General features: G+C 72.5%; 27 protein-coding genes. 15 read left to right on the top strand and 12 right to left on the bottom strand.

Annotation, left to right across the window (positions count from 1 at the left end):
• Positions 1-167 precede the first annotated feature (167 nt).
• Genes ACZ7OY_RS14715 through ACZ7OY_RS14705 form a run of 3 tightly spaced genes read right to left on the bottom strand, consistent with a single transcriptional unit; the run spans position 168 to position 2650 of the window.
• Positions 168-1436, bottom strand: a complete 1269-nt coding sequence (locus ACZ7OY_RS14715; protein WP_471911726.1) for a hypothetical protein — start codon at positions 1434-1436, stop codon at positions 168-170.
• A gap of 8 nt (positions 1437-1444) precedes the next feature.
• Entirely contained in the window at positions 1445-1699 is a 255-nt protein-coding gene (locus ACZ7OY_RS14710) for a MoaD/ThiS family protein (RefSeq protein WP_471911725.1), read from the bottom strand.
• Positions 1700-1738: 39 nt separating this feature from the next.
• A complete protein-coding gene (locus tag ACZ7OY_RS14705; RefSeq protein ID WP_471911724.1) occupies positions 1739-2650 on the bottom strand; it encodes an alpha/beta hydrolase in 912 nt (303 codons plus the stop codon).
• A gap of 275 nt (positions 2651-2925) precedes the next feature.
• On the opposite strand from ACZ7OY_RS14705, the gene ACZ7OY_RS14700 reads away from it, so the two are divergent.
• The 7 genes from ACZ7OY_RS14700 to ACZ7OY_RS14670 all read left to right on the top strand — a co-directional run bounded on the left by ACZ7OY_RS14700 (position 2926) and on the right by ACZ7OY_RS14670 (position 9783).
• Positions 2926-3705: a winged helix-turn-helix transcriptional regulator gene (locus ACZ7OY_RS14700; protein WP_351619338.1), complete on the top strand. Its 780-nt coding sequence runs from the start codon at positions 2926-2928 to the stop codon at positions 3703-3705.
• 95 nt (positions 3706-3800) lie between these two features.
• A complete protein-coding gene (locus ACZ7OY_RS14695; RefSeq protein WP_471911723.1) occupies positions 3801-4823 on the top strand; it encodes a LacI family DNA-binding transcriptional regulator in 1023 nt (340 codons plus the stop codon).
• Between the two features lie 308 nt (positions 4824-5131).
• Positions 5132-6355 (top strand): S1C family serine protease, encoded by a 1224-nt coding sequence (locus tag ACZ7OY_RS14690; protein WP_471911722.1) that lies wholly within the window; start codon positions 5132-5134, stop codon positions 6353-6355.
• 36 nt (positions 6356-6391) lie between these two features.
• Positions 6392-6601: a hypothetical protein gene (locus ACZ7OY_RS14685; protein WP_471911721.1), complete on the top strand. Its 210-nt coding sequence runs from the start codon at positions 6392-6394 to the stop codon at positions 6599-6601.
• Positions 6602-6761: 160 nt separating this feature from the next.
• On the top strand, positions 6762-7496 hold the full coding sequence (locus tag ACZ7OY_RS14680; protein ID WP_471911720.1) for a response regulator transcription factor: 735 nt from the start codon (positions 6762-6764) through the stop codon (positions 7494-7496).
• 50 nt (positions 7497-7546) lie between these two features.
• Positions 7547-8950, top strand: coding sequence for a HAMP domain-containing sensor histidine kinase (locus ACZ7OY_RS14675; RefSeq protein WP_471912088.1), 1404 nt, complete (start codon positions 7547-7549; stop codon positions 8948-8950).
• Between the two features lie 92 nt (positions 8951-9042).
• Positions 9043-9783, top strand: a complete 741-nt coding sequence (locus ACZ7OY_RS14670; protein ID WP_471911719.1) for a PH domain-containing protein — start codon at positions 9043-9045, stop codon at positions 9781-9783.
• A 107-nt stretch (positions 9784-9890) separates the two neighbouring features.
• On the opposite strand, the gene ACZ7OY_RS14665 is transcribed toward ACZ7OY_RS14670, so the two are convergent.
• Positions 9891-11696 carry a bifunctional metallophosphatase/5'-nucleotidase gene (locus ACZ7OY_RS14665; protein WP_471911718.1) on the bottom strand — a complete coding sequence of 602 codons (1806 nt, stop codon included), beginning with the start codon at positions 11694-11696 and terminating at the stop codon, positions 9891-9893.
• A gap of 199 nt (positions 11697-11895) precedes the next feature.
• Here ACZ7OY_RS14665 and mshD point away from each other — a divergent pair, with 199 nt between their 5' ends.
• Positions 11896-12822 carry a mycothiol synthase gene (gene mshD, locus ACZ7OY_RS14660; RefSeq protein WP_471911717.1) on the top strand — a complete coding sequence of 309 codons (927 nt, stop codon included), beginning with the start codon at positions 11896-11898 and terminating at the stop codon, positions 12820-12822.
• Between the two features lie 75 nt (positions 12823-12897).
• On the opposite strand, the gene ACZ7OY_RS14655 is transcribed toward mshD, so the two are convergent.
• The 6 genes from ACZ7OY_RS14655 to ACZ7OY_RS14630 are packed head-to-tail and all read right to left on the bottom strand — an operon-like array spanning position 12898 to position 17598.
• A complete protein-coding gene (locus ACZ7OY_RS14655) occupies positions 12898-13605 on the bottom strand; it encodes an ABC transporter (RefSeq protein ID WP_471911716.1) in 708 nt (235 codons plus the stop codon).
• Positions 13586-15154, bottom strand: a complete 1569-nt coding sequence (locus tag ACZ7OY_RS14650) for an ABC transporter permease (RefSeq protein ID WP_471911715.1) — start codon at positions 15152-15154, stop codon at positions 13586-13588. The genes ACZ7OY_RS14655 and ACZ7OY_RS14650 overlap by 20 nt, the downstream gene beginning before the upstream one ends.
• Entirely contained in the window at positions 15151-16011 is an 861-nt protein-coding gene (locus ACZ7OY_RS14645) for an ABC transporter ATP-binding protein (RefSeq protein WP_471911714.1), read from the bottom strand. Before ACZ7OY_RS14645 ends, ACZ7OY_RS14650 begins: the two co-directional genes overlap by 4 nt.
• Positions 16008-16205 (bottom strand): hypothetical protein, encoded by a 198-nt coding sequence (locus ACZ7OY_RS14640; RefSeq protein ID WP_471911713.1) that lies wholly within the window; start codon positions 16203-16205, stop codon positions 16008-16010. Before ACZ7OY_RS14640 ends, ACZ7OY_RS14645 begins: the two co-directional genes overlap by 4 nt.
• Positions 16202-17059, bottom strand: coding sequence for an anti-sigma factor family protein (locus tag ACZ7OY_RS14635; protein ID WP_471911712.1), 858 nt, complete (start codon positions 17057-17059; stop codon positions 16202-16204). The genes ACZ7OY_RS14640 and ACZ7OY_RS14635 overlap by 4 nt, the downstream gene beginning before the upstream one ends.
• Entirely contained in the window at positions 17056-17598 is a 543-nt protein-coding gene (locus tag ACZ7OY_RS14630; protein WP_471911711.1) for an RNA polymerase sigma factor, read from the bottom strand. The genes ACZ7OY_RS14635 and ACZ7OY_RS14630 overlap by 4 nt, the downstream gene beginning before the upstream one ends.
• A 437-nt stretch (positions 17599-18035) precedes the next feature.
• On the opposite strand from ACZ7OY_RS14630, the gene ACZ7OY_RS14625 reads away from it, so the two are divergent.
• Genes ACZ7OY_RS14625 through ACZ7OY_RS14615 form a run of 3 tightly spaced genes read left to right on the top strand, consistent with a single transcriptional unit; the run spans position 18036 to position 21760 of the window.
• Positions 18036-20267 carry an RNA degradosome polyphosphate kinase gene (locus ACZ7OY_RS14625; protein ID WP_471911710.1) on the top strand — a complete coding sequence of 744 codons (2232 nt, stop codon included), beginning with the start codon at positions 18036-18038 and terminating at the stop codon, positions 20265-20267.
• Complete coding sequence (locus ACZ7OY_RS14620) at positions 20248-21315, top strand: CHAD domain-containing protein (protein WP_471911709.1); 1068 nt, start codon at positions 20248-20250, stop codon at positions 21313-21315. Before ACZ7OY_RS14625 ends, ACZ7OY_RS14620 begins: the two co-directional genes overlap by 20 nt.
• A 22-nt stretch (positions 21316-21337) precedes the next feature.
• Positions 21338-21760, top strand: a complete 423-nt coding sequence (locus ACZ7OY_RS14615; protein ID WP_471911708.1) for an NUDIX hydrolase — start codon at positions 21338-21340, stop codon at positions 21758-21760.
• 339 nt (positions 21761-22099) lie between these two features.
• Here ACZ7OY_RS14615 and ACZ7OY_RS14610 read toward each other — a convergent pair whose 3' ends face one another.
• The gene (locus ACZ7OY_RS14610; RefSeq protein ID WP_471912087.1) at positions 22100-22285 is read right to left on the bottom strand and encodes a hypothetical protein; all 186 of its coding nucleotides are present in this window, start codon (positions 22283-22285) and stop codon (positions 22100-22102) included.
• Between the two features lie 136 nt (positions 22286-22421).
• On the opposite strand from ACZ7OY_RS14610, the gene ACZ7OY_RS14605 reads away from it, so the two are divergent.
• Positions 22422-23270, top strand: a complete 849-nt coding sequence (locus ACZ7OY_RS14605; RefSeq protein WP_471911707.1) for an SCO4651 family lipoprotein — start codon at positions 22422-22424, stop codon at positions 23268-23270.
• Between the two features lie 91 nt (positions 23271-23361).
• Positions 23362-23529, top strand: coding sequence for a hypothetical protein (locus ACZ7OY_RS14600; RefSeq protein WP_351605799.1), 168 nt, complete (start codon positions 23362-23364; stop codon positions 23527-23529).
• 82 nt (positions 23530-23611) lie between these two features.
• Here the strand turns inward: ACZ7OY_RS14600 and ACZ7OY_RS14595 are convergent, their stop codons facing one another.
• Positions 23612-23953 carry a metal-sensitive transcriptional regulator gene (locus tag ACZ7OY_RS14595; RefSeq protein ID WP_351605737.1) on the bottom strand — a complete coding sequence of 114 codons (342 nt, stop codon included), beginning with the start codon at positions 23951-23953 and terminating at the stop codon, positions 23612-23614.
• Positions 23954-24155: 202 nt separating this feature from the next.
• Here ACZ7OY_RS14595 and ACZ7OY_RS14590 point away from each other — a divergent pair, with 202 nt between their 5' ends.
• Both ACZ7OY_RS14590 and ACZ7OY_RS14585 read left to right on the top strand, forming a co-directional pair.
• Positions 24156-24776: a DUF47 family protein gene (locus ACZ7OY_RS14590; RefSeq protein ID WP_162468166.1), complete on the top strand. Its 621-nt coding sequence runs from the start codon at positions 24156-24158 to the stop codon at positions 24774-24776.
• Positions 24777-24783: 7 nt separating this feature from the next.
• Positions 24784-25782, top strand: coding sequence for an inorganic phosphate transporter (locus tag ACZ7OY_RS14585; RefSeq protein ID WP_351605741.1), 999 nt, complete (start codon positions 24784-24786; stop codon positions 25780-25782).
• Positions 25783-26286: the final 504 nt, after the last annotated feature.

The raw sequence follows: 26286 nt of genomic DNA, 5'->3' as shown, positions 1-26286 counted from the left end.
AACCGTGCCCCCCGTGTGTCCCGCCTCCCCGGGGCTTCTCCACCCCCTTCACCCCCCCGTGCACCCAACATCTCCCCAAAAAAACGAACAGGCGCCCCCCGAAAACCCCCCCCCCTCCCCCCTCGCCCGCCCCCGGGCGGTCTTCTGGGTCTTTCCCAGGACAGGCCCTAGCCGAGCGCCCGGCCCAGTACGTAGACCGCCGGGGCCGCGGCCGCCAGCGGCAGGGCCACGCCCGCCGTGAAGTGCACGAACCGGGACGGGTAGTCGTAACTGGCGACCCGGTGGCCGATCAGCGCGCAGACCGCGGCACCGGCGCCGAGCAGCGCGCCCTTCGCGCCGAGGTCCGTCATCCCGCCGACCGCGACACCGGCGCCCGCCGCGGCCAACAGCGACACGACCACCGAGGCCGGGGTCGGCAGCGGCAGCGCACGGGCCAGGACCGCCACGGCCACCGCGGCGGCGCCGACCGACACCACGTCCGCCTCGGCGGCGAGGTACCCGGTCGCCGCGATGGCCAGCGCGGCCGAGGCGACGCCCGCCATCAGGCCGTACATCCGCTCGTCCGGGTCGGCGTGCGAGCGCAGCTGGAGGACGAGGCAGAGCAGCACCCACACGCCGAGGGTGCCGAGGATCGCGGCGGGCCCGTGCTCACGGCCGGCCGCGAACACCGCCGCGTCCGAGACCAGCGCGCCCAGGAAGGCGAGCGCGATGCCCTGCCGGGCCGGCCACATCCCGTTCAGCCGGAACCAGCCCGCCGCGGTGACGGCCTGGAGGGCGACGAGCGGGACGAGCAGGGCGTACGAGCCGACGGCCGCCGCTCCCGAGAGCAGCAGGCCGAGCAGCGCGGTGAGCGCGGCGGGCTGCATCCCGGGCTCGATGATCGGGGAGCGGCCTTCGAGGCGGGCGCGCTGGGCATCGGTGACGCGGGCGTTGCCCGCGAGGGTGGCGGGGCCGTAGGAGGATCCCCCCGCCGCGCCGGCGTCGCCGTCACCGGCGGGCCGGTCGGCGGGCTCGGCCGCGGTCCGGGCAGCGGTCCGCTGGGCCTGCCCCGCTGCGGACCAGCCGCCCGCCGACGGCTCCCGGTAGCCCTGCTGCGGCTGCGGCTGCGCCTGTCCCTGATGTCCCTGATGTCCCTGGGGCGCCTGGCCGACGGGCGGCAGGTACGCCGTCTCCGCCACGGGTGCCGCGGGGACCGGGGGCTGCATCTGGGTCTCCCAGGTCTGCCCCTGCCACTGCTGGGTGTGCTGCTGGTCGCCGTACGGGTACGGCTGGTGCTGCTGCCCCGACCAGGCCTGCTGCGGCTGGTGGCCCTGCTGGTGCGCCTGCTGCTGGTGCGCCTGCTGCGGGTGCTGCTGCTGGTGCGCCTGCTGCTGCCCGTACGGGGCGTAGCCCTCGTACGGGGTCCCCTCGCGGGGTTCGTACGGCTGGTTGGTCATCGGTGGGGTCATCCTCCTGCGAACGGCGGGAGCACCTCGACCGTGCCGCCCTCGGCCAGCCGTACCGTCTCATGCCCGCGGGTCCCGACGGGGTCCCCGTCGACGAGGAACGAGCATCGTCGCAGGACACGCGCCAGTTCGCCGGGATGCCGCTCCCGGACGGCGTCGAGCGCCCCGGCGAGCGTGGCCGCGTCGTACGGCTCCTCGGCGACCCCGGCCGCGGCCTTGGCGGCGGCCCAGTAGCGCACCGTGCCCTTTGCCATCTCGTCCCTCGAGTCGGTTCGGCTGTGAACACGATCAGGCTAGGCCCTGCCGTCAAATTCCCGCCCGCCGTGCGACGCCGGTGCCGCGGCCGGGGCGGGTGCCGGGGCCGGTGCCGCGGCCCAGCGGCCGATCCGGCGCAGCAGTTCCTCGTCCGCCGCGTGCTCGGCATGGCCCATGCCGGGCTCCAGCCAGAGTTCCCCGTGCTCGCCGGCGGCCGCGGCCAGCATCCGGGGGTGGTCGACGGGGAAGTAGCCGTCCCGGTCGCCGTGCACGATCAGCAACGGCCTGGGCGCGATCCGCGGCACCGCCTCCACCGGGGACAGCGGCACCGGGTCCCAGTCGCGGTGGTGGATACGGGTGCGCAGGCCGAGGCGGCAGACCAGGCGGCCCTCGGGCCGGGTCACCAGCCAGTGCACCCGGCGCATCAGGGCGGTGCCCCGGTAGTACCAGCGGGCCGGGCCGCTGACCGAGACCACGGCGTCCGTGCCCCCCTGGTCCTCAGGGCCGTACAGCGCCGCGTGCCGCAGCACCACCGAGCCGCCCATGGAGAAGCCGACGGTGACCACGCGCCGGTGCCCGAGCCCGCGGGCCCACTCCACCGCGGCCGCCAGGTCGAGCACCTCCCGGTCCCCCACCGTGGACCGTCCGCCCGAGGCCCCGTGGCCGCGGAAGGAGAACGTGACGACGGCTCCGTACCGCGTGAGCGCCTTCGCCACCCGGCGAACATGTGGCCGGTCCGCGGCGCCGGTGAACCCGTGCGCCACGACGAACACGAGGTCACGGGCGGGTGGCGCGTCCTCTTCGTATACGACCGCCGGCGGGTCGTATACGGAATCGATCGTCACACCGTCGACGGTGTGTAGAAACGTCCGCAATGGTGCAGGTCTGCTCGTCTCGGGATTCGGACGAACGGTGGAACGCGCCTCATGACCTGCCGGACTGATGCTCATGTGGGCTATTCTGCTGGACAGAGGACTCGGGCAGTGAAGCCCCCGAGTCCTTTTGTGCTTTCGGGCGCTTTGTATGCAAAGCGGGAAACCGCAGGTGTACAGGGCCTTCGGCACACCTCGACTCCCTGGAGTCGTGGCGGGTCCCAGAGGAGCGGGAGCCGCACAGTAGGAGGCAGTGCCGCAAACGTCCTCGCAGGGACCGAGGAGGAACGAGACGTTATGGGCGAGCGAACCTTGCACGAACATGTGACGACGACCCAGGCAGGTGGCGTGCGATGAGTTCTCTGCTGCTCCTGACCAATGCCCTGCAGCCCTCGACGGAGGTGCTGCCCGCCCTCGGCCTGCTGCTGCACAACGTGCGGGTGGCCCCGGCGGAAGGCCCGGCCCTGGTCGACACCCCGGGCGCCGACGTCATCCTCATCGACGGCCGGCGGGACCTCCCCCAGGTCCGCAGCCTGTGTCAGCTGCTGCGGTCCACGGGACCCGGCTGCCCTCTCGTCCTCGTGGTCACCGAGGGCGGCCTCGCGGCCGTGACCGCCGACTGGGGCATCGACGACGTGCTCCTCGACACCGCCGGCCCGGCGGAGGTCGAGGCCCGGCTGCGGCTGGCCATGGGCCGGCAGCAGATCGTCAACGACGACTCCCCGATGGAGATCCGCAACGGCGACCTGTCGGTCGACGAGGCGACGTACTCCGCCAAGCTCAAGGGCCGGGTCCTCGACCTCACCTTCAAGGAGTTCGAGCTCCTGAAGTACCTGGCGCAGCACCCGGGCCGGGTGTTCACCCGCGCACAGCTGCTCCAGGAGGTCTGGGGCTACGACTACTTCGGCGGCACCCGGACCGTCGACGTGCACGTACGGCGGCTGCGCGCCAAGCTCGGCCCCGAGCACGAGTCGCTGATCGGAACCGTCCGGAACGTCGGTTATCGATTCGTTACCCCCGAGAAGGGCGAGCGCTCCTCGGACGAGGCGAAGGCCAAGGCGGCCAAGCCAAAGCCGGAGGATGCGGACGAGACGGCCGCCCTGGACAGCACCGGGGTCGGGGCGGAGGCGTAGCGGGCGCTCGGGCAGGGTGTCCGGGGCGGCGCACGCGCACATCCAAGCTCTGATACGCCCTGCCCAGCGCGGATCCATCCGCGTAGACTCCGCGCGTGGCCAAGGTGACTCGGGATGATGTGGCGCGACTGGCGGGGACTTCCACCGCGGTGGTCAGTTACGTCATCAACAACGGACCCCGGCCGGTCGCCCCGGCCACGCGCGAGCGTGTCCTCGCCGCCATCAAGGAACTGGGCTACCGGCCCGACCGGGTGGCGCAGGCGATGGCGTCCCGGCGCACCGACCTCATAGGCCTGATCGTGCCGGACGCACGCCAGCCGTTCTTCGCGGAGATGGCGCACGCAGTCGAGCAGGCCGCCTCCGAGCGCGGGAAAATGGTGCTCGTCGGCAACTCCGACTACATCGGTGAGCGCGAGGTCCACTATCTGCGGGCCTTCCTCGGGATGCGCGTCTCCGGCCTGATCCTCGTCAGCCACGCGCTCAACGACCTGGCCGCCGCCGAGATCGAGGCCTGGGACGCCCGGGTGGTCCTGCTGCACGAGCGGCCCGAGGCCATCGACGACGTCGCCGTCGTCCTGGACGACCTGGGCGGCGCCCAGCACGTCGTACGCCACCTGCTGGAGCACGGCTACGAGTACGTGGCCTGTATGGGCGGCACCGCGGAGACCCCCGCGGTCGGCGACCCCGTCTCCGACCACGTCGAGGGCTGGCGGCGCGCCATGGACGAGGCCGGGATATCGACGGAGGGGCGGCTCTTCGAGGCGCCGTACAACCGCTACGACGCCTACAAGGTCGCCCTCGAACTTCTGTCCGGCCCCCAGCGGCCTCCCGCGGTCTTCTGCTCCACCGACGACCAGGCGATCGGCCTGCTGCGGGCGGCGCGGGAGCTGCGCCTGGACGTGCCGGGAGAGCTGGCGGTGGCCGGCTTCGACGACATCAAGGAAGCGGCGCTGGCGGATCCGCCGCTGACCACGATCGCCTCGGACCGCTCGGCGATGGCCCGGGCCGCGGTGGACCTGGTGCTGGACGACGGGCTGCGCGTCGCCGGGTCGCGACGGGAGCGGCTGAAGGTGTTCCCCTCGAAGCTGGTCGCCCGCAGGTCCTGCGGCTGCGAGTGAGCTTCCGGCTGCGGGTGAGCGCTTCCGGCTGCGAGTGAGCTCCGGACTGTGGGTGAGCTCCGGGCTGTGGGTGAACTCCGGGCTGTGGGTGAACTCCGGGCTGCGGGTGAGCTTCGGCACGCCCGCCGCACCTGGGCCGCGCATGAGCCGCCACACGTCCGCCGCCCCTGGTCCGAGGCGTTTCTGAGATCGTTCTGAGAAGTCTCGCCCGGCCGTGGGGACCCGTTTTATATCGGGCATACGAGGTTCTACCCGCCTTCTCAGGGAGCACTCAGGAACCTCTCATCGTGGGGCGGGAAGCTCTCCTCATGACCGAGAGCTTCCGCCGCAGCGGCGAGTACGAGAACCCCTACCAGGGCGACCAGCAGCAGCCCGCGTACCCCCAGCAGCAGCACGCCTCCTCTCCCGTGGACCCGGAGTGGCCGCCCCCGCCGGCCTACCGGCCCGCCCAGCCCTACACCGAGCCGGTGACGGTGGAGCCCGGCACCACGGTGTGGCCGGCCCAGGCCGCCCCCGCGACCGCCCCCGCCGCCCCCACCGCTCCGATCGACTTCGCCGGCTTCGCGGCGGACGGCTCCGGTTCCGGCGCCGGCCACGGCGGCGGCACCGCTCCCCTCGCCGCCGTGCCCGCCGGGCCCGCGCCGAAGAAGCAGCGCAACCGCGGCACGGTCGCCCTGCTCGCCGCCGTGGCGATCATCGCCGCGGCCGTGGGCGGCGGCACGGCCTACGGCATCCAGGAGCTCACCGGCAAGGACTCGGTCGCCTCCAGCTCCACCAGCACCAACGTGGTGCCCGCCGCGAAGAGGGGCACGGTCTCCGGGGTCGCCGCGGCGGTCAGCCCGAGCATCGTCGAGGTCGGCGCCACGCTCGGCAACGGCACCTCGACCGGCGCCGGGGTGATCATCACCAGCGACGGCGAGATCGTCACCAACAACCACGTCATCTCCGGCGCCTCGTCGATCAAGGTGAAGACGAGCGACGGCAAGCAGTACTCCGCCGAGGTCGTCGGCACCGACAGCAAGAAGGACCTCGCCCTGATCAAGCTGAAGAACGCCTCCGGCCTGCCGGTGGCGACCCTCGGCAACTCCGACGGGGTCCAGGTCGGCGACGACGTCGTGGCGATCGGCTCCCCCGAGGGCCTGACCGGCACCGTCACCAGCGGCATCATCTCGGCGCTGAACCGGGACGTGACCGTCTCCACCGACGAGAGCCAGGGCCAGGACCAGGGGCAGGGCGGCGGCAACGGCCAGTGGCCGTTCGAGTTCGGCGGCCGCCAGTTCAACGGCGACACCGGCTCCTCGACGACCACCTACAAGGCGCTCCAGACGGACGCCTCGCTCAACCCCGGCAACTCCGGCGGCGCGCTGATCGACATGAACGGCAACATCATCGGCATCAACTCCGCCATGTACTCGGGCGCGGACTCCTCGTCCTCGTCCAGCGCGGGCAGCGTCGGTCTCGGCTTCGCCATCCCGATCAACACGGTCAAGGCAGACCTGGCCGACCTGCGGGCAGGTGGCTCCGACAGCTGAACCGGCCCGCCCGCCGCACACGCAGAGGAGTACGTCATGATCAAGCAGGTTTCCCACCCGGTGGCAGGCATCGACGCGGCCGGTTTCGCCCTGGCCCTCGAAGTGGCGTACGAGCTGAACGCACCGCCGGCGCCGACGCGGCGGGCGCCCGAGGTGGCTCCCGAGCTGATGGGCCTGCGCACCTCCGCGGCCCGTCCGCACCGCCGCAAGGTGCCGCTGAGGCGGCTGAACACGATCCGCGGCTGAGCGTGGCCGGTCCGGCCCGCCGCCCGCTTCCTCGACCCCCTGGCCGGGAAACATGCGAGGCTGAACGCGGTACCGCCGGACCAGACCGATCACACCGACCACACCGCTCAGCCCGCTCAGCACGCAGACGTCCCACCGCATCCTCCGAGGAACCCCGCCCATGAGCTCCGCCGAAGGCGACCGTGACACCCAGCGCATCCTGATCGTCGACGACGAGCCGGCGGTGCGCGAAGCACTCCAGCGCAGCCTCGCCTTCGAGGGGTACGCCACAGAAGTCGCCGTGGACGGTGCGGACGCCCTGGAGAAGGCGACCGCCTACCGGCCCGACCTGGTCGTCCTCGACGTCCAGATGCCCCGGATGGACGGTCTGACCGCGGCCCGTCGCATCCGCGGCGCCGGCGACACCACGCCCATCCTGATGCTGACGGCCCGTGACACGGTCGGCGACCGGGTCACCGGACTCGACGCGGGCGCCGACGACTACCTGGTCAAGCCGTTCGAACTGGACGAGCTGTTCGCCCGGGTCCGAGCGCTGCTGCGGCGCAGTTCGTACGCGTCCGCGACCGCAGGACCGGACCAGGCCGACGAGGCCCTCACCTTCGCCGACCTGCGGATGGACCTGGCCACCCGCGAGGTGACCCGGGCGGGACGCCCCGTGGAGCTGACCCGCACGGAGTTCACGCTGCTGGAAATGTTCATGGCGCACCCGCGCCAGGTCCTGACCCGTGAGCAGATCCTCAAGGCGGTCTGGGGCTTCGACTTCGAGCCCTCCTCCAACTCCCTCGACGTCTACGTCATGTACCTGCGCCGCAAGACCGAGGCGGGCGGCGAGCCGCGCCTCGTGCACACGGTCCGCGGTGTCGGGTACGTGCTGCGCCAGGGCGGCGCGGAGTGAGCACGCTGGCCCACCGGTTCCGTACCCTGCCGATCAGGGCACGGCTGTCGATGCTGGTCGCCGCGGCGGTGGCGTTCGCGGTGGCGGCGGTCTCGGTGACGTGCTGGTTCATCGTGCAGGGGAAGCTGTACGACCAGGTCGACGCGGACCTGACGAAGGCGCGGATCAGGGGGCCCGGCCAGCAGTTCGTCCAGGAGCAGGCGATGAACGACGCGCTCCGCAACTGCACCCAGACCTCGAACACGAACAACCCGTTCCGCAACCTCTACACCCAGGTCGTCCAGACGAACGGAACTGCCTGCGTCCTGGACGACTCGGAGGGCGCGATCAAGGTGACCCAGGCAGACAAGGACGTGATCAAGAACGCGGCCAGCGGTGAGGGCATCATCCGCAACGGAACCGACTCGAACGGCAACTCCGTACGGGTGATGACGGTACCCGTAACCCTGGAGAACTCCCTCACCAGGACGGAGTCCAACGGGGCCGTCATGGTGGGCGTCTCGCTCAAGGGCACCGAGTCCACCCTCAACGACCTCGCCCTCATCCTCCTTCTCGTCTCCGGCATCGGAGTCATCGGCGCCGGGGCGGCCGGTCTGGCCGTCGCGCGGGCGGGCCTGCGTCCCGTCGACAAGCTCACCGACGCCGTCGAGCACGTCGCCCGCACCGAGGACCTCAGCGTCCGCATCCCGGTCGAGGACGACAGCGACGACGAGATCGCCCGGCTCTCCCGCTCCTTCAACTCGATGACCTCCTCGCTGGCCAGCTCCCGCGAGCTCCAGCAGCAGCTCATCGCGGACGCCGGGCACGAGCTGCGCACCCCCCTCACCTCCCTGCGCACCAACATCGAGCTCCTCACGCGCAGCGAGGAGACCGGCCGCCCCCTGCCGGAGGCGGACCGCAAGGCGCTGCTGGCCTCGGTGAAGGCGCAGATGACGGAACTGGCGGCGCTGATCGGCGACCTCCAGGAACTGTCGCGGTCGGAGGGCCAGCAGGGCGAACGCGTCCAGGTGGTCTCGCTGGAGGACACCGTCGAGGCCGCCCTGCGCCGCGCCCGCCTGCGCGGCCCGGAGCTGACGATCACGTCCTCCGTCGACCCCTGGTACGTACGGGCGGAACCCACGGCGCTGGAGCGGGCGGTGGTCAACGTCCTCGACAACGCGGTGAAGTTCAGCCCCGAGGGCGGCGCGATCGAGGTGCGGCTCAGCGAGGGCGTCCTGACGGTCCGCGACCACGGCCCCGGCATCCCCGCCGAGGAACTCCCGCACGTCTTCGACCGCTTCTGGCGCTCTCCGAGCGCTCGCGCGCTGCCCGGCTCGGGCCTGGGTCTGTCGATCGTCGCGCGCACCGTGCAGCAGGCCGGCGGCGAGGTGAGTCTGACCCGCGCGACAGGCGGCGGAACCGTCGCGACACTCCGCCTGCCCGGCTCCAAGACACCGCCTCCCGAACTCCCTTAGCGGCGCCCCGGCGTCGCGGAAATTCCGGAGTACCCCGAGCGGCACGTCCGACCGGTCCGGTCCTACGATGTGCTGCCTGAGGGGGAGGCTTCGTGAGCGTCGTTGCGAACACCGGCGGAAGCGGCTTCGAGCGGGAGTACAGGCTCCGGCGACGGCCCATGTCCCGGGCGCGGTTGGGTTTCCTGATCGTCATCACCGTGAATGCCGTGCTTCAGACGACCCGGGACGGCAACTCCATGCCGCTCTGGGCCAAGGCCGGGTTCGTCGCCCTGATGCTGGCGATCGCCGGCTGGGCCTGGCTGCAGCACGCCCGGGGGCGCACCCGGGTGGGGGCCGACGGGATCACCGTGCGCGGCGCCCTGCGGGAGCGGCATGTGCCCTGGGCGGACATCTACGACATCCGCGCGGAGCCGCTCCGCAACCGCCGCTCGGACGGGCCCCTGCTGTACGCCTACCTCTACCGCCACGACGGCCGGCGCACGCTGCTCCGGCACATGGACGACTGGCAGGTGGCGGACTTCCCCGCCGAGCTGGAGGAGCTGCGCGGAAGCGCCGTCCGGCACCGTGGGACGGCCTGGGAGCGGCAGCCGGAGACGGAGGAGCGGATACGGCTGCGGACCGGGCACCGCAAGGCCTGGGAGCACTCGGTCACCGGTGCGGTGATCGCCCTGGCGGCCATGTTCCCGGTGTTGATCGTGCGGATAGTGATCGGGGCTCCGGTGCATCCGTTCCTGCTGTTCGTGTGTGTTCCCGCGGCCGCGTTCGCCGTCGTCGCCGTGGTGCAGCGCCGGCGCTGGAGGTCCCTGGTGCCCTCGTACATGCGCGAGCCGTAGCCGCGACACGCCGACACGCCGACGCAGACACGAGACGCAGACACGCAACGAGGGGCCCGGGACGTACGCCGCGCGTACGTCCCGGGCCCCTCGGGGAACAGGCAGACCTACTGGACGATCGTGATCCGGTTGGCGGCCGGCGGCGCCAGCGGGGCCGCCGCCGACGAGTTGGCCGTCATGTACCGCACCAGCGCCTCCAGGTCGTCGACGCCGACGACGTCGTTCGTGCCCAGGCCCAGCGTGGTGAAGCCGTCTCCGCCGCCCGCGAGGAAGCTGTTCGTCGCGACGCGGTAGGTGGCCGCCGGGTCGATGGCGGCGCCGTTCAGCCGGATGGAGTCGGTGACGACACGGTCGGCTCCGGACTTCGTCAGGTCCAGCGTGTACGTCAGGTTGGCCGAGGGCTGGAGGATCTTCGGCGCGGCCGCGTTCGAGCCGCTGACCTGCTCCTTCAGCACCTGGATGAGCTGGGCTCCGGTGAAGTCCTGGAGGTTCACGGTGTTGGCGAACGGCTGCACCGTGAAACCCTCGGCGTACGTCACCACACCGTCACCCTCGCTGCCCTTGGCCGCGTAGGTGAGACCGGCGCGGACCCCGCCCGGGTTCATCAGCGCCACGGCGGTCTTCGGGTCCAGCTCCCTGGCGTACGCCAGCTGCGCGTCCGCGATCAGGTCGCCCATCGGGGACTCGGTGCCGGTGCTGTTGACGTCGGCGGAGATGTAGCCGATCGCCCGGTTGCCGACCGGGGCGGCCAGGGTGTTCCACTTGCTGATCAGCGCGGTCATGTCGGCCGCCTTGGCGACGTCCCGGGTGACCACGCGGTTCGCGGACTTCACGGACGTACGGGCGATGTCGCCGGTGAAGCGGTCGTACGTGAGCGTGGTGTCCGTGTAGAGGCGGCCGAAGGACGCGGCCGAGGTGACCATGCGCGGCTTGCCCGACGGGTCGGGGACGGTGCACACGTAGGCCGCGTGGGTGTGGCCGGTGACCAGCGCGTCGACCTTCGGCGTGATGTTCTTGGCGATGTCGACGATCGGGCCGGAGATGCCGTCACCGGCGCCCGGCGAGTCGCAGTTGTAGTTGTAGGCGCCCGAGGCCGGCAGTCCGCCCTCGTGGATCAGCGCGACGATCGACTTCACGCCCTGCTTGTCCAGCACCTTGGCGTACTTGTTGATCGTCTCGACCTCGTCCTGGAACTTGAGGCCCTTGACGCCGTCGGCGGAGACGATGCCCGGGGTGCCCTCCAGGGTCACGCCGATGAAGCCGATCTTGACGCCGTTCTTCTTCCACACCGTGTACGGCTTGAGGATCGGCCTGCCGGTCTTCTCGTCGATGACGTTGGCCGCGAGATACGGGAAGTCGGCACCCTTGAACTTCTTGTCCGTGTAGCAGCCGGCCGTCGGGTGGCAGCCGCCGTTCTGGAGCCGGGCCAGCTCCTTGGCCCCCTCGTCGAACTCGTGGTTGCCGACGGACGTGACATCCAGGTCGAGCTTGTTCAGCGCCTCGATGGTGGGCTCGTCGTGGAACAGGCCCGAGATCAGCGGGGAGGCGCCGACCATGTCGCCGCCGGCCGCGGTGATCGAGTACGGGTGGCCCATGCGGGCCTGGCGCAGATGCGTCGCGAGGTACTCCACGCCGCCCGCGTCGATGGTCTTCGTCGTGCCGTCGGCCTGGAGCTCGGTGACCCGGCCGGAGGAACCCGACGGCGGTTCGAGGTTGCCGTGCAGGTCGTTGAAGGACAGCAGCTGGACGTCCTGGTAGCGGGCCGGCCGCGGATGACCGTGCCTGCCGTTGTCGTGCGCGTTTGCCGGCAGCGCGGCGGCCAGTGCGCCGACCGTGGCGAGACCGGCGGCGGCCGCGAGAACCCGGTACGTACGACGTCTGCGGCTCGGATACGACGGAGATGTGGCTGGCATGCGCCCCCCTGAGGCTGATGGCGTCCACGCGGCCGGTGCGGCCCCGCGGGTCGGCTGTAGGTGTGCCCGTCCGGCGCAGCCTAGGGTCAACGCGCGTAGCACGACAGGGGTTTCAGGGTTACATCCAGGTTTCCCTTTGCCTCCGCCTTACCCTGTTCCTGCCGCCACTTTGCCCAGCACTCCCCTTACCCTCGTACGCATGACCAGCGACGACATCGCACGGCTCCCCGGCGCCCGATCCATCGAGACCCTCTCCGCGCTCTCCGCGGAACAGACCGAGGCCGTGCTCGCACTGCTCGCGGAGGCCGCCCACAACGACGGCCAGCAGGCGGTGTCCGAGCAGGGCCGGCTGCAACTGCGCGGCGGAGCCCGCGAAGGGGTCTCCCACCTGTTGCTGACCACGGGCGGCGAACTCCTCGGCTACGCACAGCTGGAGGACACCGACCCGGTGGAGGCCCCGGCCGCCGAGATGGTCGTGCACCCCGCGCACCGCGGGCACGGGCACGGGCGGGCGCTGGGCTCCGCGCTGCTCGCCGCCTCCGGCAAGCGGCTGCGGGTGTGGGCGCACGGCGGCCACTCCGCGGCCCGGCACCTGGCCCAGGTCCTCGGCCTCACCCTGTTCCGCGAACTGCGCCAGATGCGGCGGCCGTTGGCCGGGCTCGACCTGCCCGACCCGGTGCTGCCCGAGGGCGTGAGCGTGCGCGCCTTCCGGCCGGGCGCCGACGACGCGGCCTGGCTCGCCGCGAACGCCGCCGCGTTCGCCCACCACCCCGAACAGGGCTCCCTCACCCAGCGCGACCTCGACGACCGCAAGGCCGAGGCGTGGTTCGACCCCGCGGGCTTCTTCCTCGCCTTCCGCGAGGACCGGCTGATCGGCTTCCACTGGACCAAGGTGCACGCCGAGGAGGGGATCGGCGAGGTCTACGTCCTCGGTGTCGCCCCCGGCGCGCAGGGCGGCGGCCTGGGCAAGGCCCTGACCACGATCGGCCTGCGCCATCTCGCCGCGCAGGCGCTGCCGACCGCGATGCTCTATGTCGACGCCGACAACAAGGCGGCGGTGTCCGTCTACGAGCGGCTGGGATTCCTCACGTACGAGACGGACCTGATGTACCGCACGGAGACCTGAGCGGCCGTCACCACCGGGTCCCCGCTCGGCCCCGGCGGGACGACGCGCTCCGGCCGCCGGCCGGGTGACGTGTCCTCAGGCGGTGGCCGGGGCGCTCTCCCGTGGCCGGGGGTACGGGAGGGACCCACGGCGCAGTGGCTCCGGGGCGCAGAGCGCCGCCACCACGACGCCCACCAGCAGCAGCCCCGCCCACCGCTCGTGCGCATCCGCCCAGTGCCGGTCGCCCACCGTCACCAGCAGCGCCCACCGCTGCGGCAGCAGCAGCGTCGGCACGGTCACCGCGACGGCCGCCAGAGCGGCCGCTACGGCAGCGCCCGGCCGGGTCCCGTCCGTGAACCGGACGGCAGCCGAGGCGCCGGCCAGCGCGAGCGCGGCGATCGCGGCCGCCTCCAGGGTGAGCGCGCCCACCGGGGGCCGCGCCTGCCCCGGTACGAGCAGCAGCGCGGCCGTCCAGCACAGCACGGTGACCGGCGCGGCCAGTGCCAGCCGCAGGGCGCCGCGCAGCGGCCGGCGCACCGGCACCGGCGCGGTGGTGTGCCGGGCCGGGTCGTCGAGCAGGAACGCCAGGCCCAGCGCGAGGCAGAGCGCGCAGGCCCGCAGCAGGTTGAGGCACAGCCATGGATCGGGGGCGCCGGACAGCAGCCGGGGCAGCCCGGCGAACAGCAGTCCGAGACCGCCGGTCGCCGTGAGGGCGGGCCAGGGCAAGGTGCGCCGCAGCGGGCGGAGCATGGCGCGGAGCACGGCGTACGGCCTCGGCCGTCGCTCACCGGTCACAGGTGTCACCGCTGTCCTCCCCCGTCGTGGGCGCCGTCACGCCCAGCAGCTGTGCCACCCGCGTGAGCGATGTCCGCGGGGAGGTCAGCTCCGTCCAGTGCGCCTTCACCTTGGCGATGACGCCGTAGCGCGGCCGGCGCAGCAGCTGCCGGACGACATCGGTCTGTCCGGCGGTCATGGCGACGGAGGCGACGGGCGTCAGCGCGATCGCGGAGCCCTCGACGCTGTCGTCGAGGCGGGTGCCGCGCAACCCGGCCAGCGGGTCGGGCTCCGCGCCCAGCGCGAGCCACATGATCGTCACCACCCGGGCGTCGCACACCTCGCTGCCGGCCCGCTCGTCGCCCGCCACCAGGACGGAGGCCACCCCGACCGCGAACTGGGCGTTGCGGTCGCCGCCCCACTCGGTGCCCACGCTGACCTGGCCGGGCCCGGTGAGCGGGGCGATCGCGGCGTCGTCCGCCAGGCCGTAACGGGCTTCCACCCGCTGCCGTACGGTCAGCCGCATGCCGCCCGCGGCACCGCCCGCGAGACGGCGCACCCGGTCGGCCGCGGCCGCCCAGTCGGCGGTGCGGCCGGTCCACTCGGGGAAGGCGCAGTACGTCGAGGTGCCGTGGACGGTGCACGACTGGACCCGTTCCGGGTGCACGGAGGCCTCGGCGCGGGCGGCCTTCAGGGCGGCCGAGTCGCCCGGGGCCTGCCCGACCGCCCCCGTGACGGTGACGGTCAGGGCGAGGGCGGTCACCGCCAGTGCCGTACGGGTGCGGGCTCCGCTCAGCAGCACCGCGCCGCACGCCACGAGGAGGATCAGCCCCGTCAGGTACAGCGCGTGCCAGGCGGCCGGGCGGCCGAGCAGATCGGACGGAAGGGGTCCGGCGCCGCTCTCGGTGACGGTGGGCAGCAGCCAGCGCGCTCCGTGCGAGCCGTCCAGGTTCACGGCGGCGAGGACGAGCAGGACGTAGCCGCCGATCACCACGAGCGGGGCGGCGAAGAAGGACGGGATCAGCCGGGCGAGCAGGACGCCGGCGACGCCGGACAGCAGGACGCAGAGCGGGCCGACGGCCAGTTCGAAGAACGAGCCGTGGCCGCTCGCGCCGGGCTTCAGCGCGGCCCAGGTGAACTCGACGGCCACGACGAACGCGGTGAGCGCCGCGTACGGCACCACGGACAGGACGTGCGCGACCGTACGCCGCCAGGGCTCCATGGGCAGGATGCCGTCGTGCCGGTCGGTGCCGTTGCGGCGGGAGCGCAGCGCGGCCCGGTTGACGCAGATGAGCAGGGCGATGCCGAGCAGCTCCGGCTTGATCTGGGTGCCCCGGTCGACGTCCTGGAGGACCGGGTAGGCGCCCATGCCGTCGCCGCCCGAGTACAACTGCCATGCGGTGTAGCCGACGTAGAGGAGCAGGAAGGAGAACACCGGGACGAACTGGAGGAGTTCGCGGGCCTCGAAGCGGGCCAGGGCGAGCACGGCCGCGGCCCGCCGGGGAGCGGGGCCGGGGGCCGGCCCGGCGGTCGTGGCGGCTGTCGTGGCGGCCGTCTGCGCGACCTCGGTGGCGCTCATGCCGTCACCTGCGCCGACGCGCCGTCGAGAGCGAGCAGGTAGCCGTCCTCCAGGGTCGGTTCGAGAAGGTCGGCGCCCTCGGGCGGCTCGCCGACGTTGCGGAAGGTGCCGAGTCCGGTGCGCCAGCCCGCCAGCGCCCCCGGATCCCGCTCGGCGCTGCTCCACACCCGGCCCGCGGCCTGTGCGGTGAGCTCGGCGGGGGTGCCCTCGAAGCGGAGGCGGCCCCCGGCCATGACGATCACCCGGTGGCAGAGCATCGCCACGTCCTCGGTCTGGTGGGTGGAGAGCAGCACCGTCCGGCCCTCGCCCGCCTGGGCGATCAGCTCCCGGAACCGCATGCGCTGTTCGGGGTCCAGGCCGACGGTCGGCTCGTCGAGGACGAGGAAGCCGGGATCGCCGACGAGGGCGGCGGCGAGCGCGACCCGCTGCCGCATCCCGCCGGACAGCCGCTTGATGCGCCGGCCGCGCACCTCGGACAGGTCGACGGCGTCGAGGATCCGCCGCACCTCGCGGTGCCGGGCGCCACGGTCCGTCATCTCCTTGAGGATCGCCACGTAGTCGACGAACTCGAAGGCGGTGAAGTCCGGGTGGAATCCCGGGTTCTGCGGGAGGTAGCCCAGGGCGCGGCGGACATTCTGCCGTCCGGCCGTGGTGCTCGGGTCGTGTCCGAGGACGCTGAAGGCGCCCCGGTCGGGGGGCACGGCGGTGGCGAGGACCCGCAGCAGGGTGGTCTTGCCCGCCCCGTTCGGCCCGAGCAGCCCGGTCACTCCTTCGGTCAGCCGCAGGGTCACCTCGTCGAGGGCGGCGGTGCCGCCGTAGCGCAGGGTCAGCCCGGAGGCGGAGACGGTGACGGTCATGGGGCACTCCCGTGAGTGGTGTCGATGAAGTCGGTGGCGCCGGTCGCGGCAGCGGGCGTGGCGCCGGTCGCGGCGGCGGGTTCGGCGGCGGGCGTGGCGCCGGGTTCGGCGGCGGGCGTGGCGGGCGCGCGGGTGAGCGGGGCGAGGGAGCGCCCGTCCGCGGCCGCAGGGCGCCCCCGGCCCTGCGCGGTCACCCGCCACCCCCCTGCCGGAAGTCGGTGAACGGCACGGCCGAGACGTCGAACCGGTCGCGGGCGAGGTAGAGCAGCCCGGCGGCGAGCGCCGCGACCGCGCCCGCCACGCCCTGCCCGGCCGCGGTGAACGGCGCGAGCGTCCCGTCGCCGGTCGCGTTCGCCGCGAGGAGCAGACCGATCCAGGCGCCGCCGACCAGGGCGGGCGCGACGACCGGGCCCAGGCGGGGCATCAGCGCCAGTCCGGTCGCGGTCAGCGCGAGCGCGGGCAGCAGCCAGGCCAGCGCGCGCAGCCCGTAGGCGGGCAGCGCGAGGGTCGCGAGGCCGTTCAGGCCGAGGCCGACCGTCAGCACGGCGACCGTGCGGATCAGCAGCAGCCGGAAGCCGTGCAGCGGGGAGACGACGCCCATCTCGTACGTCGGGTCGAGGGCGGGCCCGTACGACAGCGCCACCCCGGCGAGCGGCAGCAGCGGTGCCAGGACGAGGAACAGCGTCGGCGAGTGTCCGTCGCCGACGGTTCCGGTGGTCAGCACCGTCATGAGCAGGACCGCGGCGACCGCCGCGAGCCAGGAGCGGCGCAGCACGGGCGTGGCGGTGAGCAGCCGGGCCGTGTGGTCGGCGACGCCGACCCGTACCATCAGCGACTCGACGAACCCGCGCCGTGGCGCGTCGAGTTCGGCGTCGAGCCGTTCCCAGCCGGCGTCCAGCGCGACGGGGTCGGCCAGCAGCGCGAGCCGGTCGCGGCAGTCGGCGCAGGCCGCCAGGTGAGTGTCGGCGGACCACAGTCGCGGTGCCGCCAACTCGCCTCGCGTGTAGGCCCGGAGATCGTCCTCGGGCACATGCCAGGTGGTGGTCATGCCAGCGCCTCCCGCAGTTGCTTGCGGGCACGCAGGGCCCGCGTCTTTACCGTGCCGGGCGGGATGCCGAGCAGTACGGCCGCCTCCCGGGTCGTGAGCCCGTCGACGACCGTCGCCTGCAGGACGGCCCGCAGCTCGGGCGAGAGCCGCAGCAGGGCCCCGGCGAGGTCCCCGTGCTCCACCCCCGCGAGCACGCGTTCCTCCGCCGAGGCCTCGTCCCGGTGCCGCAGCCGTGCCAGCGCCTGCCGCAGCCGTCCCCGTGCGCCGTCGCCGCGCACCACGTCGACCAGCCGCCGTGACCCGATGCGCCACAGCCAGCCGGCCACGTCACCGTCCTCGCGGTAGCGGGCGGTCCCCCGCCACACCGCGAGGAACGTCTCCTGTACGACGTCGTCGACGATCCCGGCGTCGGCGCACCGACTGCGCAGCCGGGCGCTCAGCCAGGGCGCGAAGCGCCGGTACAGCTCCTCGAAGGCGCGCCGGTCGGCGTCCGCCGCGACAGCGCGCAGCAGCTCCCCGTCGCTTCTCGTTTCGCTCACATCTCCTCATCGGACGAGCCCCGCCGATCGGTTCACGCCTCGGCCCTCGACTTTTCCGATCACCCTGAATCCAGGTCACTGCTTGATCAGTGAAATACAGGTGAATCGGATGGCCGGACACCTGTTCGGCACCGGTGACCGGCAGTGAACCGGCCGTCCGGCGGCTTCGCACGTTCCCCGAGGAGGGGGAGTAGCGTACGAAGCCGAGGCCTCCCGCCGGAGGGAGCGCCCGCATCCCGCGATGGACGCCCTGGGGCCGCACCGCGATATCCCGCACGCCATGTCCCCGTAACCGTTGGTTCAGACTGACTTGCGACGCTCGGCCAATGAACCCAGCCGCGCCCGAGGGCTCGCCACCCCATGAGGGCGATGCCGCCGCGCTCCCGCTCGGACGCCTCGACGCGCCTGTCTACCTGCTGGCGCGAAAGAATGGGTCCATGAGCCAGCCAAACGCCCAGGCACCGGTCCAGCACCCGCAGCCCTCCGTGGGCTCCATAGCCGCGCACCGTCCGCACACCGTGTCGGCCGCGGTCTCCGACCTGGAACCCGACATCGACGCCGATCTCGACGCCTACGAGGAGTCGCCGTACGAGGGGCCCCAGCTGCCGCAGGGCCGATTCCTCGACCGGGAACGCAGCTGGCTGGCCTTCAACGAGCGGGTCCTCGAGCTCGCCGAGGACCCCAACACGCCCCTGCTCGAACGCGCCAACTTCCTGGCGATCTTCGCCAGCAACCTGGACGAGTTCTTCATGGTCCGGGTGGCCGGCCTGAAGCGCCGTATCGCCACCGGCGTCGCCACCCGCTCCGCCTCCGGCCTCCAGCCCCGCGAGGTGCTGGAGATGATCTGGGCCCGCTCCCGCGAGCTCATGGCCCGGCACGCCGCCTGCTACCACGAGGACATCGCCCCCGCACTCGCGGAGGAGGGCATCCACCTGGTCCGCTGGAGCGAGCTGACGGAGAAGGAGCAGGCGCGCCTCTTCACGCTCTTCCGCCACCAGATCTTCCCGGTGCTGACCCCCCTGGCGGTCGACCCGGCGCACCCCTTCCCGTACATCTCCGGCCTGTCGCTGAACCTGGCCGTCGTCGTACGCAACCCGGTCAGCGGGCACAAGCACTTCGCCCGCGTCAAGGTGCCGCCGCTGCTGTCCCGCTTCCTGGAGAGCTCCCCCGGCCGGTACGTCCCCATCGAGGACGTCATCGCCGCCCACCTGGAGGAGCTGTTCCCGGGCATGGAGGTGCTGGAGAGCCACGCCTTCCGGCTCACCCGCAACGAGGACCTGGAGGTCGAGGAGGACGACACCGAGAACCTCCTCCAGGCCCTGGAGAAGGAGCTCATGCGGCGCCGCTTCGGGCCGCCCGTGCGCCTGGAGGTCGAGGAGTCCATCGACCGCGAGGTGCTCGACCTGCTGGTGCGCGAGCTGAAGATCAGCGAGGCGGAGGTGTACCCGCTGCCGGGTCCACTGGACCTCACCGGCCTCTTCCGCATCCACGGCCTCGACCGTCCCGAGCTGAAGTACCCCAAGTTCATCGCCGGCACCCACCGTGACCTGGCGGAGGTCGAGTCCGCCTCGGCCCCCGACATCTTCGCGGCGCTGCGCAGCCGCGACGTGCTCCTGCACCACCCGTACGACTCCTTCTCCACCTCCGTCCAGGCCTTCCTGGAGCAGGCCGCGGCCGACCCCGACGTCCTCGCCATCAAGCAGACCCTGTACCGGACCTCGGGCGACTCGCCGATCGTCGACGCGCTGATCGACGCCGCCGAGTCCGGCAAGCAGGTCCTCGTCCTGGTCGAGATCAAGGCCCGCTTCGACGAGCACGCCAACATCAAGTGGGCGCGCAAGCTGGAGGAGGCCGGCTGCCACGTCGTGTACGGCCTCGTCGGCCTCAAGACCCACTGCAAGCTGTCCCTGGTGGTCCGCCAGGAGGGCGAGACGCTCCGCCGCTACAGCCACGTGGGCACCGGCAACTACCACCCGAAGACGGCCCGCCTCTACGAGGACCTGGGCCTGCTGACGGCCGACCCGCAGGTCGGCGCCGACCTGTCCGACCTGTTCAACCGTCTCTCCGGCTACTCCCGCCGGGAGACCTACCGCCGGCTGCTGGTCGCCCCCAAGTCCCTGCGGGACGGGCTGGTCGCGCGCATCAACAAGGAAGTCCAGCACCACCGTGCCGGACGGCCCGCCCATGTCCGCATCAAGGTCAACTCGATGGTGGACGAAGCGGTCATCGACGCGTGCTACCGCGCGTCCCAGGCGGGCGTGCCGGTCGACATCTGGGTGCGGGGCATCTGCGCGGTGCGACCGGGCGTCACCGGCCTGTCGGAGAACATACGGGTCCGCTCCATCCTCGGCCGATTCCTCGAACACTCCCGGGTGTTCGGCTTCGGCAACGGCGGCGAGCCCGAGGTGTGGATCGGCAGCGCCGACATGATGCACCGCAACCTCGACCGCCGCATCGAGGCCCTGGTCCGGGTCACCGACCCGGCCCACCGCGCGACCCTCAACCGGTTGCTGGAGACCGGTATGTCCGACTCCACCTCGTCCTGGCACCTGGGCCCGGACGGCGAGTGGACCCGGCACGCGACGGACGCGGACGGACAGCCCCTGCGCAACGTCCAGGAGATGCTCATAGACGCCCGGAGGCGCCGGCGTGGCACAGCAACACCTTGACCCGACGGACCCCACGGCCGAGCCGGTGAAGGGTGACGCCCTCGCGCGTTACCTCCGGTCCCAGGCCACGGAGTTCCTCCGCGCCCTGCGCCTGCACCGGGAGACCGGTGGCACGGCGGGGGGGGCAGGGGGGTCCGCCGAAGCGGCCCTGGCCCTGCGCCGGTCCGCCCGCCGCATCAGCGGCAGCCTGCACACCTACCGTCCGCTGCTGGACAGCGCCTGGTCGGAGGAGATCCGACCCGAACTGGCCTGGCTGTCCGGCACCCTGGCGCTGGAACACGCGTGCGAGGCACGGCTGGACCGGCTGCTGCTGGCGCTGCACCGGCTGTCGGGCGCGACGCCCCTGCCGGCCCAGTCGACGGTGGCCACGGCACCGGGCGCCGCCGGCCCGGCCGTGCCGCCGCCCGCGGGGGAACGCGGCAACCTCACCGTCGGCGCGGCGAAGGCGGGCGCCCTGCTCGAACGGCAGCTGACGCTGGCCCGGACCCGGGCCCACTCCACCGCCCTCCAGGCGCTCGGCTCGTCCCGCTTCCACGCCGTCGCGGACAAGCTCGCCGTGCTCGCCAGCGACGTCCCGCTCGCCCCGGCCGCCGTCGGCACGGACCTGCGTCCGCTGACCGACGCGGCCCGGGAGCGCCTCACGGACGCGGTCGCCGCCCTGCCCCTGGTCACCGCGGGCCACCCCTACAACGCGGAGGCCCTCGTCCACGGCCTCTCCCCGGACCCCGCCCCGCACGCCCAGGACGCCCCCTGGCACCAGGTCCGCCTGCTGCTGCGCCTGTACCGCTACGCCCGCGAGGTACCCGCCCCGGACGGCGACGACACCCCGCTGCACCTGTGCGTACCGGCGGCGGGCCGGGCCCTCAACCGGCACCGCGACGCCTCGGAGGCGGCCGCGGCCGCCGCCCAGGCGGCCCGTACGCCCCGCATCGCGCCGGCGACGGCGTACGCGCTGGGCGTGCTCCACGCCGACCAGCGCCACGAGGTGGAGGCGGCCAGGTTCGCCTTCCAGCAGGCCTGGCAGAAACAGACCGTCGGTACGTCCTGATCCGCTGGGAGGCTGAACCCCGGTGACCGAATCGAACGACACCACCGTCCAGGCGGCCGGCTGCGTCCTGTGGCGCCGCTCTCCCCATGACGGACAGCTGGAACTCTGCCTGGTCCACCGTCCGAAGTACGACGACTGGTCCCACCCCAAGGGCAAGCTGAAGCGCGGCGAGGACGCCCTCGACGGCGCGCTGCGCGAGGTGGCGGAGGAGACGGGGTACACCGCCGAGCCCGGCGCCCGGCTGCCGACCCTGCACTACCTCGCCAACGGCCGTCCCAAGCAGGTCCGTTACTGGGCCGCCGAGGCCGTCGCGGGCGCGTTCGCCCCGAACGACGAGGTGGACCGGGTCCTGTGGCTGTCCCCGCTCGCGGCCCGCAACCGGCTCACCCAGCCCCGCGACCGAACCCTGGTCGACGACCTGCTGTCGGCCGTACGCCACGCCTGAACCCTGGCCACCGACCGCCTGGCCGACGACCCGCTGCCGGCCGCACGCCACGCCCGAACCCTCGCCACCGACCGCCTGATCGACGACCCGCTGCCGCCCGCACGCCACGCCCGAACCCTCGCCACCGACCGCCTGATCGACGACCCGCTGCCGCCCGCACGCCACGCCCGAACCCTGGCCACCGACCGCCTGGCCGACGACCCGCTGCCGCCCGCACGCCACGCCCGAACCCTGGCCACCGACCGCCTGGCCGACGACCCGCTGCCGACCGCACGCCACGCCCGAACCCTCGCCACCGACCGCCTGGTGGGCCGCGGTTCGCCCGCCGCGGGGATCGGCTCAGCCGCCCGTTACGTGCCTCTCCGCGTCCGTGCGGGCCTGACTGCGGGCCCGGCGGGCCGGCCCTCGCCAGCCGCAGGCACAGCGGGCCAGACAGAACGGCCCCTGCTCGGCCGTGGTCGTCGTGTGTTGTTCCGGTTGTTCCCGGATACGGTCCGGCCCCTCCTGCTGCGCCACGCCTGCCAGAGTACCGAGCCGTCGGTAAAGGGCTCGTATCGCGCCCCCCGGTGACACGCCACGCGCGTGACCGGCGTCACCTGCCCGTCGTTAGCCGAGACGACAGGGGCCCGTGACGGACATACCGGCTGGGGGTAGGCAGGCGATGACGGCAAGGCAGCGGTGGCACGGCCGGACGGCGGGCACGACCGCCGTGGCGGGACTCGTGGCATGGGTCTGCGTCGGGACCACCGGATGCTCCTGGAGCGGCGCCGCCGCCGAGGACGCACGGGGCGCGGGCGATCCCGTCGAGACCCTGCGGCACGCCGCCGACCGGCTGGTGGACGCGGGCAGCTCGCAGGCCCGTACGTCCATGGAGATGGCGACCGGTGGCACCCGCGTCACCATCCGGGGCGAGGGCGTCTACGACTACCGCAGGCAGCTCGGCCGGCTGAAGGTGATGCTGCCGCAGGACCCGTCCGGGCAGAGCGAGCACCGGCCCATCACCGAACTCCTCGCGCCGGGCGCCCTGTTCATGAAGAACCGGGGCGCGGGGGTGCCGGACGACAAGTGGGTCCGGGTGGAGACGGCCGACCTGTCGGACGGGAACCTGGTGACCGGCGGTGCCACCGATCCGTACGCGGCCGCCGAGGTGCTGCGCGGGACGCGGGCGGCGACGTATCTGGGCCGGACCGAGGTGGCCGGGACCAGCGTGCGGCACTACCGCGGCACCGCCGACCTCGGCGATGCGGCGCGGCGCGCCTCGGCCGGCGGGCGGGCCGCGCTGAAGGCGGCGGCGACGGGGTTCGCCACGCCCGAGGTGCCCTTCGACGTCTACCTCGACGACCAGGGGCGCATCCGCAAGATCCGGCAGCGGTTCAACTTCGTCAACGGACGGCAGCGGGACGCCGTGGCGGTCGCGTCGACGGCGCTGCTCTACGGTTTCGGAGCCCCCGTGGAGGTACGGCTGCCGGCCGCCGGGGACATCTACGCGGGCAGGATCGCCGAGGAGTGAGGCACGAGGACTAGCCCGTCCGTGCCATGCGCGGTGTGTAGGGCGCTCCCTACTCTAGGAAGTCGGTGACGACAGAAGTGAGGTGACGCGCGTGGCTCCGCTCGGCGGTACGACAGTTCAGGACCACGTGGCCCTCGCCGAGATCGAACTGTGCGGCGAGCTGATCATCGCGGCCTCGGCCGCCGGCGAGGACCGGCTCAGCCTGGAGAGCATCGACGAGGTGCTGCGGGTGGCGGAGGAGCGGACCGCCTGCGGCTGAGCGCCGACCGCACGCGCCGCCTCGTACCTGCCGCCTCGTACCTGCCGCCGCGTAGCCGCCGCCCCGTATCCGCCGCCGGCCGTCAGGTCCGCAGCAGCCGGCCGATCGCCTTCGTCGCCTCGTCCACCTTGGCGTCGATCTCGGCGCCGCCCTTGACGGCCGCGTCGGCGACGCAGTGGCGCAGGTGTTCCTCCAGGAGTTGCAGCGCGAAGGACTGCAGGGCCTTGGTGGAGGCGGACACCTGGGTGAGTATGTCGATGCAGTAGACGTCCTCGTCGACCATGCGCTGAAGCCCACGGATCTGGCCCTCGATCCGGCGCAGCCGCTTGAGGTGTTCGTCCTTCTGCTTGTGGTATCCGTGCACGGCCGACCCGGATGCGGCGGCTTCGGAGGGCGCCGTGGCGCCGGCCTCGGTGGTCGTCATGGCGTCCTCCTGCTGACTGATACCCCTGGTGGGTATATGGTAACGAACTTTGCTGGGTATAGGGCCCTTGCCCATGGCCGCTGGTGGCCCCTGTGCTGATCGCCCTGTCCGATGGGCGACACTGGGGGGCGGCCCATTAGCCGTGGCCGGATGATGCGCCTAGCATCAACCTGACCGAATCGATGCATCCCGAGGACCCCACGTGCGCTTTCGTCTGACCCCCAGGGAGACGAGCTTCTACGACATGTTCGCCGCGTCCGCGGACAACATCGTCACGGGCTCGAAACTCCTGATGGAACTGCTCGGGGCGGACGCTTCCGGCCGAGCCGAGATCGCAGAGCGTATGCGGGCCGCGGAACACGCCGGTGACGACGCCACCCATGCGATCTTCCACCAGTTGAACTCCTCGTTCATCACGCCCTTCGACCGCGAGGACATCTACACCCTCGCCTCGTCCCTCGACGACATCATGGACTTCATGGAGGAGGCCGTCGACCTGGTCGTCCTCTACAACGTGGAGGACCTGCCCAAGGGCGTCGAACAGCAGATCGAGGTGCTGGCACGGGCCGCGGACCTGACCGCGGAGGCCATGCCGAACCTGCGCACCATGCAGAACCTGACCGAGTACTGGATCGAGGTCAACCGCCTCGAGAACCAGGCCGACCAGATCCACCGCAAGCTGCTTGCCCATCTGTTCAACGGCAAGTACGACGCGATCGAGGTCCTCAAGCTGAAGCAGATCGTGGACGTCCTGGAGGAAGCGGCGGACGCGTTCGAGCACGTCGCCAACACCGTGGAGACCATCGCGGTCAAGGAGTCCTGACCTCTCCATGGACACCTTCGCTCTGGTCGTGACCATCGGGGTCGCGCTCTTCTTCACGTACACCAACGGCTTCCACGATTCGGCCAACGCGATCGCGACGTCGGTCTCCACCCGGGCGCTGACCCCTCGCGCGGCGCTCGCCATGGCGGCGGTCATGAACCTCGCCGGTGCCTTCCTGGGCAGCGGGGTCGCCAAGACCGTCAGCGAGGGCATCATCCAGACGCCCGAGGGCTCGCGCGGGATGGCCATCCTGTTCGCGGCCCTGGTCGGCGCGATCACCTGGAACCTGATCACCTGGTACTTCGGCCTGCCGTCCTCCTCCTCCCACGCCCTGTTCGGCGGCATGGTGGGCGCGGCACTCGCGGGCGGCACGACCGTCTACTGGAACGGGGTGCTCGACAAGATCGTCATCCCGATGTTCCTGTCGCCGATCGTGGGCCTGCTCGCCGGTTACCTGGTCATGACCGCGATCCTGTGGATCTTCCGGAAGGCCAACCCGCACAAGGCCAAGCGCGGTTTCCGCATCGCGCAGACCGTCTCGGCGGCGGGCATGGCGCTCGGCCACGGTCTCCAGGACGCCCAGAAGACGATGGGTGTCGTCGTGATGGCCCTGGTCATCGCGGGTGTCGAGGACTACAGCGACCCGATCCCGGTCTGGGTCAAGCTGGTCTGCGCGATCATGCTGTCGCTGGGCACGTACGCCGGCGGCTGGCGCATCATGCGCACCCTCGGCCGCAAGATCATCGAACTGGACCCGCCGCAGGGCTTCGCCGCGGAGACGACCGGCGCGTCGATCATGTTCACCACGGCGTTCCTGTTCAAGGCGCCGATCTCCACGACCCACGTCATCACCTCGGCGATCATGGGCGTCGGCGCGACGAAGCGCGTGAACGCGGTGCGCTGGGGTGTCGCCAAGAACATCGTCCTGGGCTGGTTCATCACCATGCCGGCGGCGGCGATCGTGGCGGCGGGCGGCTTCTGGGTCGTCAACCTCGCGTTCCTGTAGCCCGACGGCCACGGCACGCCCCCAGCCACCCGACCGGGCACCGACCGCCCGCGGCCTCGACACTCACCCCGCATGGGCCGGCACCTGCCGGCCCATGCGGCGTTTCCGGCCAAGACCGCCCCGGAGCGGACGGGGCCCGGGTCGGGGGTCCGGGACGGGGGTCCCGCAGGATTCCGGCCAAGATCCGGTACGGGACCCGGCCGCGGCCCGGGACGGGATCCGGGCGGGGGCCGGGCGGGGGCCGGTACGGGACCCGGGACCGGATCCGGACGGGACCCGGAACAGGGACCCGGGACCGGATCCGGACGGGACCCGGAACAGGGACCCGGAACTGGATCCGTGTGCGAGGACCCGGCCCGGAAACGAGGCGGGGCCCACCCCCCGGGAGCCAGGGGGCGGGCCCTTCCATTCCTCGCGGTGGCACCGCCATGCAGCACCACGAGGGGTCTTCCGGGAGCGTCGGCCCCGGCGGATCCGTCAGGTCAGGTCAGATCCGGCCGCGCC

Source organism: Streptomyces sp. NPDC107559 (genome assembly GCF_055657365.1).
The sequence above is the reverse complement of the archived record's forward strand: the minus strand, read 5'-3'. Positions and strand labels throughout refer to the sequence as shown.

Coding starts and splice junctions, on each gene's coding strand:
- ACZ7OY_RS14715 (WP_471911726.1), bottom strand. CDS start 1,436: ATGACCAACCAGCCGTACGAACCCCGCGAGGGGACCCCGTACGAGGGC.
- ACZ7OY_RS14710 (WP_471911725.1), bottom strand. CDS start 1,699: ATGGCAAAGGGCACGGTGCGCTACTGGGCCGCCGCCAAGGCCGCGGCC.
- ACZ7OY_RS14705 (WP_471911724.1), bottom strand. CDS start 2,650: ATGAGCATCAGTCCGGCAGGTCATGAGGCGCGTTCCACCGTTCGTCCG.
- ACZ7OY_RS14700 (WP_351619338.1), top strand. CDS start 2,926: ATGAGTTCTCTGCTGCTCCTGACCAATGCCCTGCAGCCCTCGACGGAG.
- ACZ7OY_RS14690 (WP_471911722.1), top strand. CDS start 5,132: ATGACCGAGAGCTTCCGCCGCAGCGGCGAGTACGAGAACCCCTACCAG.
- ACZ7OY_RS14685 (WP_471911721.1), top strand. CDS start 6,392: ATGATCAAGCAGGTTTCCCACCCGGTGGCAGGCATCGACGCGGCCGGT.
- ACZ7OY_RS14680 (WP_471911720.1), top strand. CDS start 6,762: ATGAGCTCCGCCGAAGGCGACCGTGACACCCAGCGCATCCTGATCGTC.
- ACZ7OY_RS14675 (WP_471912088.1), top strand. CDS start 7,547: ATGCTGGTCGCCGCGGCGGTGGCGTTCGCGGTGGCGGCGGTCTCGGTG.
- ACZ7OY_RS14665 (WP_471911718.1), bottom strand. CDS start 11,696: ATGCCAGCCACATCTCCGTCGTATCCGAGCCGCAGACGTCGTACGTAC.
- mshD (WP_471911717.1), top strand. CDS start 11,896: ATGACCAGCGACGACATCGCACGGCTCCCCGGCGCCCGATCCATCGAG.
- ACZ7OY_RS14650 (WP_471911715.1), bottom strand. CDS start 15,154: ATGAGCGCCACCGAGGTCGCGCAGACGGCCGCCACGACAGCCGCCACG.
- ACZ7OY_RS14645 (WP_471911714.1), bottom strand. CDS start 16,011: ATGACCGTCACCGTCTCCGCCTCCGGGCTGACCCTGCGCTACGGCGGC.
- ACZ7OY_RS14635 (WP_471911712.1), bottom strand. CDS start 17,059: ATGACCACCACCTGGCATGTGCCCGAGGACGATCTCCGGGCCTACACG.
- ACZ7OY_RS14625 (WP_471911710.1), top strand. CDS start 18,036: ATGAGCCAGCCAAACGCCCAGGCACCGGTCCAGCACCCGCAGCCCTCC.
- ACZ7OY_RS14605 (WP_471911707.1), top strand. CDS start 22,422: ATGACGGCAAGGCAGCGGTGGCACGGCCGGACGGCGGGCACGACCGCC.
- ACZ7OY_RS14595 (WP_351605737.1), bottom strand. CDS start 23,953: ATGACGACCACCGAGGCCGGCGCCACGGCGCCCTCCGAAGCCGCCGCA.
- ACZ7OY_RS14585 (WP_351605741.1), top strand. CDS start 24,784: ATGGACACCTTCGCTCTGGTCGTGACCATCGGGGTCGCGCTCTTCTTC.